This window comes from Pseudoalteromonas sp. XMcav11-Q (assembly GCF_040104525.1).
Lineage (GTDB): Bacteria > Pseudomonadota > Gammaproteobacteria > Enterobacterales > Alteromonadaceae > Pseudoalteromonas.
In genome coordinates this window covers 1-14,863 of record NZ_JBECOX010000023.1, presented here as the reverse complement: position 1 = coordinate 14,863, position 14,863 = coordinate 1, and the positions used below count along the sequence as shown (strand labels likewise).

Annotated in this window: 6 protein-coding genes; 5 read left to right on the top strand and 1 reads right to left on the bottom strand. The window is 40.5% G+C overall.

Annotated elements, in window-relative coordinates; translation table 11 throughout:
- The first annotated feature begins 310 nt into the window (after positions 1–310).
- The 4 genes from ABMY45_RS22395 to ABMY45_RS22380 all read left to right on the top strand — a co-directional run bounded on the left by ABMY45_RS22395 (position 311) and on the right by ABMY45_RS22380 (position 7,656).
- Positions 311–3,736 carry a PAS-domain containing protein gene (locus ABMY45_RS22395; RefSeq protein ID WP_349289521.1) on the top strand — a complete coding sequence of 1,142 codons (3,426 nt, stop codon included), beginning with the start codon at positions 311–313 and terminating at the stop codon, positions 3,734–3,736.
- A gap of 275 nt (positions 3,737–4,011) precedes the next feature.
- Positions 4,012–4,248 carry a hypothetical protein gene (locus tag ABMY45_RS22390; protein ID WP_211867030.1) on the top strand — a complete coding sequence of 79 codons (237 nt, stop codon included), beginning with the start codon at positions 4,012–4,014 and terminating at the stop codon, positions 4,246–4,248.
- Between the two features lie 60 nt (positions 4,249–4,308).
- Positions 4,309–4,857 carry an ECF-type sigma factor gene (locus ABMY45_RS22385; protein WP_349289520.1) on the top strand — a complete coding sequence of 183 codons (549 nt, stop codon included), beginning with the start codon at positions 4,309–4,311 and terminating at the stop codon, positions 4,855–4,857.
- 18 nt (positions 4,858–4,875) lie between these two features.
- Positions 4,876–7,656 (top strand): serine/threonine-protein kinase, encoded by a 2,781-nt coding sequence (locus tag ABMY45_RS22380; protein WP_211867034.1) that lies wholly within the window; start codon positions 4,876–4,878, stop codon positions 7,654–7,656.
- 172 nt (positions 7,657–7,828) lie between these two features.
- On the opposite strand, the gene ABMY45_RS22375 is transcribed toward ABMY45_RS22380, so the two are convergent.
- Entirely contained in the window at positions 7,829–13,408 is a 5,580-nt protein-coding gene (locus ABMY45_RS22375; RefSeq protein ID WP_349289519.1) for a choice-of-anchor U domain-containing protein, read from the bottom strand.
- A 257-nt stretch (positions 13,409–13,665) separates the two neighbouring features.
- Between ABMY45_RS22375 and purU the strand changes: the two genes are divergently transcribed.
- Positions 13,666–14,496, top strand: coding sequence for a formyltetrahydrofolate deformylase (purU, locus tag ABMY45_RS22370; protein ID WP_349289518.1), 831 nt, complete (start codon positions 13,666–13,668; stop codon positions 14,494–14,496).
- The last annotated feature ends 367 nt before the right edge of the window (positions 14,497–14,863 follow it).

The window sequence follows — 14,863 nt, the reverse complement described above, 5'->3', positions numbered from 1 at the left end:
AACGGCAAATTAACGTTTACGTAAACTACAGATACGTGATATTCATTAGAATTAAAAAGTCTTTATAAACAAATAGATAAGTCAAAACAGGTTGGATAAAGATGTATTTTCAATGAGTGGATACGACAGTAAGACATTAGTCTAACTTGAATGGTGAATGAACCTCTTTACTCACCAAAGAAAACTCTAACACTTTGATTTTAAGTCACATGTAAAGCTCAAATTAAATTATAAGAGTAAACTAGACTATGGGTGCCATTTGTTTGCTAAAGTATGACAATATTAATACCCAAAAACTATAACAAACATTATGACTGCCATTTTACTCCTTGTTGCCGCTGCTTATATTGGTGTACTTTTTTGGCTCGCCAACTGGGGAGATAAAACCACCCCCCGCGCACTCAAAATTAGTCATCATCCGTTTGTTTATGCCTTTTCCTTAGGGATTTACTGTACCTCTTGGACTTATTACGGCTCGGTAGGTACTGCGGCCACCAGTAGCTGGCATTACTTCCCTATTCTTTTGGGGCCCATTTTACTGTTTTTGTTCGGTCAGGGGTTTTTGCGCAAACTCATATTGGTCAGTAAAAAGCAGAATATCACTACCATTGCCGACTTCATTTCAGCACGATACGGTAAACGCCAAACTACGGCCGTCATGGTAACGATGATAGCCCTATTGGCAACCATTCCATATATTGCACTCCAGCTCAAAGCCTTGAGTAGTAGCTTTTTGTTATTACAGCAGGATGAGCAAGTGTCTGGCACTGCGCTCGCATTAGCTGGCACCTTGATCATGGCATTATTTGCGATTTTCTTTGGCACCAGAAAGGTAGATGTGACTGAGTATCGCTCAGGGTTGATGTTGGCCGTTGCTTTTGAATCTATCGTTAAGTTACTCGCACTCGGTATTGTTGCCGTGCTTGCATGGCAATCTTTAGCTCAAGTTCCAGACTCATTTGAAGCATTGAGCGAACATTGGCAATCTTTTGACTTCTTTAACTTCAACTTCGTTGGACAAACGCTTATGGCAGCGGCTGCCATCGTCTGTTTGCCCCGACAATTTCATGTTGTGGTGGTAGATAACCACAATACTTCACACTTAAAAACCGCACGTTGGGCATTTACGCTTTACTTGTTATTGATAGCAGCCATGATCATCCCAATCGCTACCGCCGCTATCCACCCCGATATTGGCTATGGTGCGGCACCGGATAGTTTCGTACTCGCTTTACCTATCATGATGGAGCATCCGATCCTAGCTACATTTGTATTTATCGGCGGTTTATCTGCGGCAACGGCCATGATAGTCGTTGCGACTCTCACACTTAGTACCATGTTATCAAACGATGTGGTATTGCCTCTGTTGTTCAAGCGTAAATTTAAGAAGAACATTCTTAACAGCAGTTTTAAGAGTCAAATACTCTTAGTCCGACGCTTTGTTATCGCCGCAATCTTATTACTTTCATATATGTACCAGCAATGGTTTGGTCATGGTGAAGCACTCGCAAATATGGGGTTAGTTGCCTTCTCATTGGTGACTCAGCTATTGCCTGCAATTGTCGGTGGACTTTATTGGCGCAAAGGCCATGCGTATGGCGTATATGCGGGGCTCATCGCAGGTTTTATCTGCTGGATGCTATTTCTTATGTTTCCAATTCTGGAAGCTGGAGGATTACTTGATTACGAAATGCGCCAGACCCTTATCACCCGAGGAACTTTACTTGCACTGCTCGCCAACATTAGTTGCTATATTAGCTTTTCTATCGGCGCACAGGAGCGCCTAATCGACCGTATTCAGGCCGCGGCATTCGTAAACCCTAAAGATCAGGCTGCGCTCTCTAAACGCTTGAATAAACAAGTTCGCGCTACCGTGTATGACTTTAAAGTGCTACTACAAACCTTCTTGGGGGTTCAGCGCAGTCAGCAATTACTCGGGCACTATGCTCAAAATAATATTTTAGAAGATAATGACGCGTACCCAGCTCCTGAATTTATCTCATTCTGCGAGCGCGCACTCACGGGAGTGCTCGGTGCTTCATCAGCCCAAGCTCTGATCCGTACCGTGTCATCGGGTCGCCAAATGGCATTTGAAGAGGTGGTTAACTTTTTTGATGAAACCACACAAGCACTACAGTTCAACCAAAACCTACTTTATACCTCATTAGAAAATTTAAGCCATGGGATTTCGGTTGTTGATAAAGATCTAAAACTAGTTGCATGGAACAGGCGTTATCACGAGATGTTCGCCTACCCTGATGGTTTCTTAGAAGTAGGACAACCGATAGAAGAAGTGATCCGCTTTAACGCCGAGCGCGGTGAATGCGGACCTGGAGAAATTGATAAACACGTCGATAAACGAGTTCAACATCTGAAAAATGGCACTCCTCACCACTTTATTCGCCACCGCCGTAATGGCCAAGTATTTGAGATGACGGGAAACCCGCTTCCTGAAGGCGGGTTTGTGACGAGTTTTTCAGATATCACCACGCATATTGCGACGCAAAACGCACTGGAAGAAATCAATATGGATCTAGAGAACCGTATTGAAGCCAGAACCCAAGAGATCCGCACCATTAATATGGATCTTAAAGCGGAAATAGCCAATCGTCACGAAACAGAGCAGGCACTAATGGCCGCTAAAAAAGAAGCAGAACAAGCAAATGAGAGTAAAACTCGCTTCTTAGCGCTTGCCAGTCATGATATTTTGCAGCCACTCAATGCCGCACGCCTGTACTTAGCAGCGATTGATACCCACAATCTAATAAGTAAAGATCAGGGTAACTTTGAAAAACTCACCGATAGCCTAGACTCCACCGTGCACCTGATGAGCGCGCTTTTGGATATTGCAAAACTTGAGCAAGGTGCAATGAAGCCCACTCCTAGGCACTTCAACATTGACGATATCTTATTACCACTGGCAAATGAGTATGCCATCATTTCAAAAGAGAAAGGTCTCGAACTTAAGGTAAGAAGCTCCCACAGCATTGTACACAGCGACACCACTTACCTACGCCGAATCATTCAAAATCTGGTTTCCAATGCCGTTAAATATACCGACAGTGGCAAAGTGCTTATCGCCTGTCGACGCCGTAAACATAGTTTGAGGCTTGAAGTATGGGATACCGGTCCAGGTATTTCAAACCATGAGCAAAATAAGATATTTAACGATTTTTATCGTATTCAAGCGGGCGATAATAAAGGTATTGGGCTTGGGCTTGGTGTTGTAAAACGTCTATGCGATCTCTTATCCATCACAATTTCAGTGAACTCGGTTGTCAATCAAGGCAGCCGCTTTGCCATAGACATACCCTATGGCAATGTGGATTTACTCCAAGTAAAAGAAGATATTAGTCAGAAACCGCAAAGCAAAACTCAACTTAATGTCATCGCGGTTGATGACGACCCGAAAAACCTAGAAGCCATGGCGAGCCTGCTAGATAAATGGCATTGCCACTATCAGCTGTTTTACAAAGTAGAAGACGCGCTTGCTTACGCAAAACACAATCCCGCACCTGATGTTATTTTAATGGATTACCAACTTAACGATAACTGTGATGGGATCTCTTTGATCAAATCGCTACGCACCGTTTGGCAGAATACGATTCCTGCTATTTTAATTACCGCCGTGAGGGATGAAGAAGTAAAAATCGCCGCTAAAAGTGAGCAGATCCATTACCTGTCTAAGCCAGTAAAGCCAGCAAAACTCAAAGCTCTGCTCAATCATGGACGGTGATCAAAAAAGCCTAAGTAAACTTAGGCTTGAGTCGCGGATATCAAAGCTTTACCATTATTGTAAAGCTAAGCAAGAACTAGTGTGATGCCAGTGCCAGTAATTGATTTTCAGCTTCTACGACGTCGCTAACTTATTCGGCTGTATAAAAATCTCTCCCTTCACAGTCATCACTAAACTAAACTGGCTCTTGTGCTGTGCAATAAACAACTCATCAACAGTCACATCCGAAATCTCTTCTACCAGTGGTCTTATCCCCTGAATTATCATTATTTGGAATGTCTGAAGATGAATCATCAGAGCCACAACCCGCCAATAGCAAACTCAAAGCAATACAACTCAACGTAAATCTATTGGATATCCCTCCTCGGTCCTTTAAAGTAACGCAACACGGTTCTTTACGTGCTTTCATTGCGATGCAGTTACACCTAAGTGATAGCTTCACTGTTGAACTGTCTGACAAAAATCGTCTTAACGAAAAACCTGTGAGATTTTTTCTGCCAGCTAGAAATTAATTACATTTGATACCTATTTGTTGCTAGGATAATGAAGTAATAACAAGATAGGGAATGCGCATGGATATCATTGCACTGCTGGCCGATTGGCAAAGAGGCTGCAAAGAAAGTGAGAAAAAGCTTAAAGCCTTAGTTTATAACCACTTAAAAACCGTGTGTAGTTTACACCTTGAAGCACACAAGAAACAAATGGACGCGACATTCATTCTAAGCCATTTGCCTAATACTACCTGCCTCTTGCACCAATCCTTAATGGAATTGATCCCTCCAAGCTATGGCATTGAGCATAAGACACACTTTAATCGCTACCTAAGCCTTTTTGTACGTAATATGCTACGAGATGAAATTCGCAAATTAAAAGCACAAAAGAGAACACCACCAACTTATTGGATTGAAGAAGCTACAGAGGCACCTCCTGACCAATATCTAGCACTAGATAGTGCCCTTTCACTGCTTGCGAAACAACACCCAACAAAAGCAGATATTTTTTCACAGCATTATTTTTTGGGCCTTGAGCCTGAACAATTGGCTCAGCAACTTAATATTTCAACAGCGACTGTTTATAGAGAGCTCAAAGCCGCAAAAGCCTTTATCAGGGTAAATGCGTAAAATAATAAAGGAAGCCCTATGACTTTTAATGATGCGCTCAGCGTATTTGATCACTTACTTGACAATTATTCTCAAAACCTGACCGCGGGTTTAAATAGCATACCCGAATTGTCGCCACAACTGAGAGATGAAGTAACGGCATTAATCTCAGCACATGAACAAAATGTGCAGCAAACTTTGTTTAGCAATATCATTGCGGCTCAAGTAGATACTTTAGATGCAGATAAAGATTTGCTTTCACTCACCGGTGAACAGATCCAACACTTTAAACTCAAAACGCTACTGGGCTCGGGCGGTATGGGGGTGGTGTATCTTGCTGAGCGCTGCGACGGCCAACTAGAACAACAGGTCGCCATTAAAATTATTGCGCCATCAATCACTTTGTTAACCTCAAAAGAACTCGCGTTTAAAGAAGCGCAATATTTGGCCCGCTTAAACCACCCCAATATTGCTAAAGTGTACGACGTTGGCACAACAGAAAGTGGCCTAATTTACCTAATCATGGAATACATAGAAGGCGACCCCTTACAGCAGTTTTGTGCAACTGCGACTAATGATGAAATGCTGAAGCTACTGATTAAAGTATGTGATGCAGTAAGTTACTCTCACCAAAATCGAATTATTCATGGTGATTTAAAGCCCGATAATATCTTGGTGGATAAGCTGGGTGAGCCAAAACTGGTGGACTTTGGCGTAGCTCATACGCTAAGCGAGCAAAGTAACGCAACCTATTCAGCATATATCAATGGGCTAAGTAGAGACTACGCCAGCCCAGAGCAGCTTGCTGGAGAGCCATTAACCACACAAAGTGATGTGTATAGCTTGGGCAAGATCTTAAAAAAACGATTAAATTCGGAAACTAATAGGGCTAAAGTTAATGCTGATTTACTTGCAGTATTAGACAGAGCAACTTCAGCGGCCTTATCAGTAAGATATAGTTCAATCGCCTTATTGCAGGCCGATCTTCATGCAGTTTATGAAAAAAAGCCTTTATCAGCTACAACAAAGAAAAATACAATTCTTTATAGGTTGCAAAAACGATTCTACCGTCAGCCATTTCTTACCTCACTTTTATCTGTAGCAGTACTTGCAATCATCACAATGACTGCAGCACTGATTGCTAAAAACCAACACTTAAATGAACAGTATCAGCAAAAGTCGGCAATTGTTAACTACTTAAAAGATGTCTTTTATGCCGCAGATCCGAGATATTACAACGGAGAAAAGCCTGATTATGCACAGCTTCTATATTCTGGTAGCGCTAATTTAGACACTCAATTACCTAAGCAGAACGACGCCAGAATAGAAATTAAAGAAATTATCGCTCGCGCACTATTATCACTCGGAGATTATGAAAGGGCACGAATGCTGTTAGAGTCAGATATAGATAGCAACAAGCTCAATATACCCTTGGCAGAAACCATGTTCTATCAAGGTGCTTATGACCAAGCTGATGAGCTATTAAGCAAACTCACTCTAAGGCATGGTAGTGAAGAGTGGATAGAAAAAATCATCATTAGAAGTGCGATTCAATTAAAGCGAGGCAACAATAAAGAAGCCGTTGAAACGCTAGATAAACTTGCAAACCTAGTTCCAAGCACCGCAAACCAACAAAGACAGCTCATTCAAGCATCAGTAAAAAAAGCCATAGCTTACGATGAGCAGAGCATGTTTCAAGAAGCACTGCAAGAAATACAAAAAGCTTCTAAACTGGCAGAAGCCACCTACCCTGCTGACCATATTGGCCTACTTGATGTTTACAATACTCATGGCAACATTCTAAGTAGCTTAGGTGAGCTTGAAAAGGCCAGTAAGATATATAAAAAGCACCTTAACATTACCAAAAAGGTACTCGGTGAGCAGCACCCTTCCACCGGTAATGCATACAGAAACATCGGCTTTATAGAAGAAATGCAGGATCATTTCGAACTCGCGATCGAGTATTACAAGTCTAGCGAGTCCATTTTTTTAGAAAGTTATGGTGAGGACCATGAACAACTGGCATTTTTATGGAATGACATCGGGATAGCCTCACGCCTACGAGGAGACTTTGAGCAATCAGAGCACTATTTATTGAAAGCAGCTACAACCGCCAAAAAGGTGCTAGGTAAAAACAACCCCAATGTAGCTAGTATTTTAGGTAATCTCGCCATTGCTCAATTTTATTTAAAAAGACACGAGCAAGCTATCGATACGCTAAACTCCGCTTTAAAAATTGATTTATTATCATCGGGAGAGCTTCATAGCCGAACTGGTCATAGGTATTTCTGGTTAGGTTTTGTTCATGCAAATATTGGGGAGCTGGAACAAGCAAAAAAATATAACTCGAAATCAGTAGATGTATTTTCGCAGATATATCCTAAGGGAAATAAAACGACTTGGGACGCAATCATGCACAAGTTAACTATACAGTTGTCAAAAAAAGAGTATAAACAACTTGAAGAAAGCTTTATAGCTGCTGAAGAGTTTATACGAAGTTCAGCTGAACAGACTCGTTTTTCGAATGATATAAATAAGGTAAAGGTGCTTAGTGCGTTAATTAGAGGAGATATTGAGCAAGCGAAAATAGCATCATCTAAAATTGATGTAACGGTTTCGCATGATAGTAGCGAGGCATTACTTAATTTTTGGAAAAATATTCCGCATAAAAAACACACAGATTTATCTAAGGCTAAACAACAAACCTATAATCACCGAGGAGTCAGACGGATAGAAGAACTTCATAGCTTGCAAAACTGCTACATTAACAAGCCTATTTCTGAGTGCAAAATAGCAAGTCCAGTGTTACTTTTGCTCTAGTTTTGCAGAATAATGGTAATTTCTGGCAGAGCCTTAGCGATAGCGGTGCTTAACTTACTTTTCTCAGTTCAAAATTGGTCAATTAATTAACGCTATTGGTATTAAAGCCAGACTCAATCTTTAATAATTGAGCCTGGCTTACTAGTTATACGCAGTTCGTTTAAGCCATTGGCTAATGAGGGTAGACCTTGATGTAGCGTGTGTGTTCATTGACTTCAATGACCATATAAGACTTACCGTAGTAACCCAGTTCTGCATAGTTGCCATCAACGCCATTTGCTAGGTTTTGGTGGTTCAATACGTTGCTTGTTATGTAAGTTTGATACAAGTTTCCATTGTGATCCTTAACTGCATCAATGTGAGCATACTCATTGTCTTCGACCATAATGACGTAATATCTGTAAGAACCATAAAACCTTCTGGCTGATGCTGAGTCGGTATCACCAATTTTTTTGTATCCGTGCTCTAGCGGGGTAAGCCACTCATTATGATTGGCAAGCCTATTATTGCCGGCAAAAACAGAATATTTATGCCTGCCTGGCGCCGCTTGTATATATTTTCTTGCTAACTCTCTGTCATAAAAGAAGTATTCTTCTGCCTCACCAGAGCAATTATTGAATGCATCTCTTCCCCAGCACAACAACAACTTGTCTGGCTCTGAGCGATAGATACCTATGTAATCAACATCGGAGCCATCATCAATTCTGATGAAACCGTCAACGATTGTGTACTCAAGGGTGATGTTTCTTCCATTTACAACCGCACGAGCCTCTCTATCACTAAAGGTAATCTCTGTGAGCTGAAACGATTTGTCATTTCCTGAAAAATAAACATTGTACAAGGTTTTTCCATTCAACCATGAAGAACTAAATTTGGATATATTCCCCTGCTGTTTTGGATAAACTCTGAAATAAATCTGATCACTTGTTCTGGCACCTTCGTTGTCTTTTACTTCTAGATAGACTGTAAGTATTTTCTCTTCATCGGTTTCTGGAATAGTGAAGGTTGCAATACTATCAGATACGCTAAATGGTAAATATTGCTCCCCCATCTTCACATACCAACGCCGACTCAGAATATAACCATCAGGGTCATTGTAGTGTGCTGGCAAAGAAACATTTTCTCCAGAAGTAAGCTTGTTACTAACTGGGCTGATTATTGCTACAAAAGGAGAAATATTTGACTGGTTTTGAATAAAGCTTACCTTAAACTTTTCATCTTCCAGTTTATTATTCTCCGTCTCGATCGACAGTTTATAATCATAGACTTGAAACTCAGGAGAGACGTTATGCTCGCCACTACATGCAATTGTTGAATTTTCTGAGCTGACACAAGCAAGTAGTACTTTATCTCTGGATTCAGTTTCTATATTGACAATTAACTCATCAGCTTCAATGCTCGAAACTTCGTCTAATAACAGCGAAAACTTTATGGAATCTAATTCTTTAATCTCACTATTTGAAACTTTGATTTCTGTTTTCTTAGTGAAAAGCCCAAACTCATGAGATGTATTGAAGACCTTAAAATCAGCAATGTTTACAGATTCATCGTTAACTTTTCGTATGTGTTTATCAGCGCTTAAGATGATATCTAGCATTCTTCCATCTTCAGCTAAAATTTGTGAGTCACTGAAGATTTCTTTTAGGTTGCCAGTTGGCTCCTGATCAGAAACTGCTAATTTATATAGTTCATATCGTTGTAAGAACAGATCAAGGTTGACCCAAAAAGCCCTAATTTCCTCTGGCTCAGTAAGTGAACCAGCAGGAATATAGCTGCTAGAAGTAAGAAAACCATGTTGTATTACATAATCATTATAAAATGCATCACCATTAAAAGACATTTGTACTGCACTGATAAACTCCTCAAAGTCGAAGACTCCTTTATCTCTTAGTGACGCATAAGCTTCTATTTGAATCCCTAATATTTTGTCACTCACCTTCTTCATTTCCTTTATCGGGGTGGTGATTACGGCTTCTAGATACCAAGACACAAAGTCCGTAGGTAATATACCAATAGCGCTATTTATTAGTCCAGTTGCTCTGGTAATATTTCGTAGCGTACTGGCATCGAAAAAATTGAAACCAAACTCAGCGGCCTCTAAAACTAACTGAGCGTCACTTCTAAAGTCCGCGAATGAAAACCCAGCTTCAGCAAGTTTGTTATACTGGTTGGCTAAACTATTGGTGTAAATCTCCTTATCTTTAAACTTATGAAATGACTCAGCCAAATTTATGTAATATGCGTCTGTGTTGTCATCTTTTATGTCGGTTAGATTTTTATAAATTGATTTACCTAAATACCACGATGAGAAGATATCAAAGATTGTAATTTCTGACTCTTTATTACTTCTTCCATTTAAGTTTAAAATTTCTACCCATTCGTCATCGTTGAAGTCGTAAAGCCTTTCACAATCTTCTTCTGTAAGGCCGCTATAATTTTTATTATCACATGCCCCCTTTACCATTAACTCAAGGTTATGGATTACCTCTTCAGATTCACTTTTTCCAAAAATGTCTTTTTCAAGTATGAAGTCGGTAAAGTGTGTGGTCTGAAAATATGCATGTTTAGAAGAAGTGTCTACATATATTGGTTTTATGCTTTCAATAACATTACCTTGTGATATTCGTGTAGCTATGATGCTTTCAGGATCAATATCACCGTGATACGCTAGTTTTATTGTGACAGGTACATCGAAGGTCGTACCGGAGGGCTCTAAAGTTAATATATCGCTCTTTAGTACTCCATTAATACCATGAGTGCTTTCTGCAGAGCTTAGCTTTGCTGATATCGTAAGGTCTCCTCCAGATGAGCCGACGGGGAAATAAACTTCTGAGCTGGTGTTGGTATTATCAACAAGGTGCACCGTATTGTCCTGATCAGCAACGATAGTTGCTACTTCTACAGCTTCTTGCTCAAGGACGGTTAGCTGTCTATCAGTTTTATAGAAAACCCCGTTCTCTGTAGACAATGATATTGATACTTTATTAATGCCGCTTTGTTGTAGCTGTAGGCCTTCATTAGCATTCACAAAATCTGAGTTGTTTAAAGAAATTCTGACACTGGTGCCAAGGGGCTTTTCTGTTAAATTTGGATATATTTTATCGCCTATATTGAAATAGCTATCATTACTAATAACTAGTTTACTTTCAAGCTGCTTAAAAACGAAATTAAGCTTTTCAAGGTAGTTGGCTTTACTTTTATAATCACTTAAAAGGTACTTACTTTTCCCCATGAAAGTGCTTTCTAAACCTTTATGAAAGTAGGAGATATCACGATAAGATATAGTACCATCGCTATTTAGATCATTGATTAGAATATTTGCAAAGTGTGATAGTTGCTCATTTAGGTTGTTATTTCTAATATCTTGAGCGACCGCTTGGTAGATAATGTCAGAGAGAAGCGAGATAGCCATACCATTATCGAGTATATCGTGGTTGAAAACTAAACCATACTCCACAGCGTTTTGACTTTCCGAGTTGTTGATACTCCCAGATACAGTGACGTAATAAAGCTTATTTTTCTCTATTCTTATTTTTTCAAAGAAAGCTGCTTTTGAATTTTCATCGAATTCCCCTGTGCTAATTCGAATACCAGGGTTTTCAGTATGAAATACAGCAACGTTTGTAACAGTTAAATCATCAATCAGAATGGGGACTTCAATATTTTGAGTTATTTCAACTTTTACTCTATCTCTGGCTTCATTTCCCGAATCATCACTAACAGTGATTTCTAACTCAGCATATCCATAGAATGGTAAAGAAGGTAGCTCAACCAATGTCTCTAAACTATTAACGTTTTCAATCGCTAATGTGGGGCCACTTACTTGTTGCCACCTAACAGCTTTAATTTTATTTTGTGTATCTACGGAAGGTCTTAAATTTACAGTATTACCCGACACACCCAATATATCTTCACCAGCATCAACTGAAAGCTCTGGTTTTATCTGAGAAAACTCAGCTTGGACGAAGCAAGGCTCTCGAATTTCCCCCGTAGAATAAACGTAATTATTAAGGCTTCCTGAGCAACCACTCGCTTCACTAATTTCAAAGCCCTCACTAGGAATGAGGGTAAAGCTAACAGTGCCACCATAAGCTACCGTTTGCGTACTAGGTGAAATGGTACCGCCTTCACCTGCACTCGCATCCACAGTAAAGGATTTTTGGTTAAAACTTACACTGACTTGGCAAGCAGAAGTAATGGTGCCAGTGATGTAAGTGTTGCCAACAAGTGTTCCGTTACACCCAGATACTTCAGCGATGCTAAATCCAACATCAGGTGTTACAGTAAAGCGGGCAGTATCACCATAATTAATAATTTGTGTACTAGGTGAAATACCACCGCCTTCACCAGCACTCGCATCCACAGTAAAAGTTTGTTGACTAAAGCTAGCGTTGATTTGGCAAGCAGACGTTATCACGCCAGTGGTGTAGGTGTTGTCAGTAAGCGTGCCGTTGCATCCTGTTACTCCACTTATTTCATAGCCTTCATCTGCCACAAGAGTAAAAGTGGCGCTATCACCATAGCTTACCGTTTGTGTGCTGGGTGAAATACCACCGCCCTCACCTGCACTAGCATCTACATTGAAAGTGTGCGGACTAAAGCTAGCGCTGACTTGGCAAGCAGAAGTAACCATACCGGTAGTGTATGTGTTGCCCGTCAGAGTACCACTACATCCTGTAACATCACTTATCCCAAAGCCCTCATCAGGCGAAAGCGTGAAAATCGTTGAGTCGCCATAGCTAACAGTTTGTGTGTTAGGTGAAATACTACCACCTTCATAAGCAATGCCTTGTACTATTATTTTTTGTAATTCTGCTATACCCCCGGGATCTTTAATTATCCCATTGGCAACTCCATCACTATCACCATAACCACCATCTTGGAGATGTAAAACAATACTACGCTTATCAGCAGCAAGCTGGGCGAATTCAGTAGGCATAAAATACCACGTTTCCCCATCGCTCTTAATGTAACGAGATTGCTCTGAAACTGCACTTGGGTAAGTTAGTTCAACTAAGACATCTGCACCCGGAGTTGTTGCAATATCTATCGCAAGTAACTGGAATGGCAGTACAATATCGTTACTCATCGCTGGCAAGTTTGGTTCATCTTTTGAGATAATTCCTTGGCTGCTTGTAGCAATAACTCCAGCATTATCTAGAACCTTAACTTGAAGTTGCTGACCGCTTTTTTCATCAGTAAACGTTCGTTTTGGTGTTAAGGTTTTGAGTGATATTTCGCAACTTTCTACAAGTTTAGCTACTTGATAATACTCTCCGACTAATTGACCTTGACAGCCAGTTATACTCTCTACTTTATGACTAGCATCCAATATCAGTTGAGCAGAAAGACTATCACCGTAAAAGTAGTCAGGTTTATCCAGCGTCAAACTTGCACCTTCTGGAAAATTTGTTTTTATAGATAACTTTAAAGGCTTGAATGAAACGTCAATACTGCAACTGTCATTCACATTATTGACATGATAATTAAGCTTCTCCTTGTCCAAAAGACCGTGACACCCCGTAGCATCGGCAAGGTAATACCCTTCGTCAGGCCGCAGCTCAAAGGTGGCAGAGGAACCCGCTTCTATATTTAGACTCTCAGGAACTATCGACCCAGCCCCAGTATAAGTTGTGACCACTTTATAACTTGCTTTAGTGTTTTGTTCGTTTTTTTCTGGATTAGCGTCATTACATGCAGATAAAAAACCACAAAGTAGTAATATATAGAGGCGGAATGTAAAAGTTCTCATTTAATATCCTGAGGTAGTAAAAGCAACAAAAGTTGCAAACGAATTCACGATTAGTCATCACAGTAATACCAACCTTAAAAAGGTTGATCACGTATTTTGAAGTGAACTTTCTCAACACTTAGTGCTTTTTTTTAAGACGTGACATTTTATTTGTCGTGGTCAAATAAAATTGGCCAAAGTTTTTTGTTGGTAAGCATTTATCTCACTGCCAATTAGCAGTATTCTGAAAGTTCGCTTGGACGAATTGGAATGAGGAAATGAGTTACATACTAACGACAGAGTGCAAAGATGACATAGGACTGATCGCGAAGATCACGAGCCTTTGCCATGAGCACGACCTAAACATCACGCGTAATAACGAATTTGTAGATAAAGAAGGACAGCGCTTCTTTATGCGTACAGAGATTACAGGCACACCCAGTGATAACTTTCTGACACAACTTCGTCAGTCATTACCAACTGGCGCCAAATTAAACCTATACGGACAAGAACGAACAAAAGTGGTGCTGCTTGCGACGAAGGAAGCGCACTGCTTAGGCGGCGTGTTGCTTAAACAATATGAACAAGCATTCAATATTGAAGTACAAGCAGTTATCGCAAACTATGATACGTTGGAACCCCTTGTTAAAGGCTTTGGTATTCCTTTTCATCTGGTATCACATGAAGGGTTGAGTAGAGCTGAACACGACAGTGCAATGGCCGACTTAATCGAACAATATGATCCTGATATTGTTGGCTTGGCAAAGTATATGCGGATCTTAACACCGGAATTTGTCTCACGCTTTGGCGGGAAAATTATTAATATCCACCACTCATTCTTGCCCGCCTTTATCGGTGCAAAACCCTACCATCAGGCATTTGAACGTGGCGTGAAAATTATTGGTGCTACTGCTCACTTTGTTAATGATGAATTAGATGAAGGGCCTATTATTGCCCAAAATGTCACGCAAGTTAGTCATGCTCAAAATGCCGAGGAGATGGCAAAAATCGGTAGAGACATTGAAAAAACAGTATTTTGTAACGCGTTACAATTAGCCTGCGAGCATAAGCTTTTCATTAACGGCAATAAAACTGTCGTCTTTTCATAATCAAGTTCAGAAACGCAATTTAGCAACTCAGGAAATGAACGCATGGATGCGTGCACTCCCACAATGCTGTGTATTCGGTGGTAGGAGCGAGTTTACCTCGCGAGGTTTTTCGGAATTTCATTGCAACCCCTCGGCGGGTAAACCGCCTCTTAGCATGTTGCACTGTGCTGATATTGTGGTGGGAGCGAGTTTACCTCGCGAGGTTTTTAAATCACACATAGCAAAAAACCCGTCGCATTGCTGCAACGGGTTTTGATGTACATGGATGTTCGAATGTCGATGAAGTTCATGGATGAACGCTTTTCATCAACCTCTTATTTGGCCCTGGCTCGCTACGAAGTAGGATGTTCTCATTTTTTAAATAGAG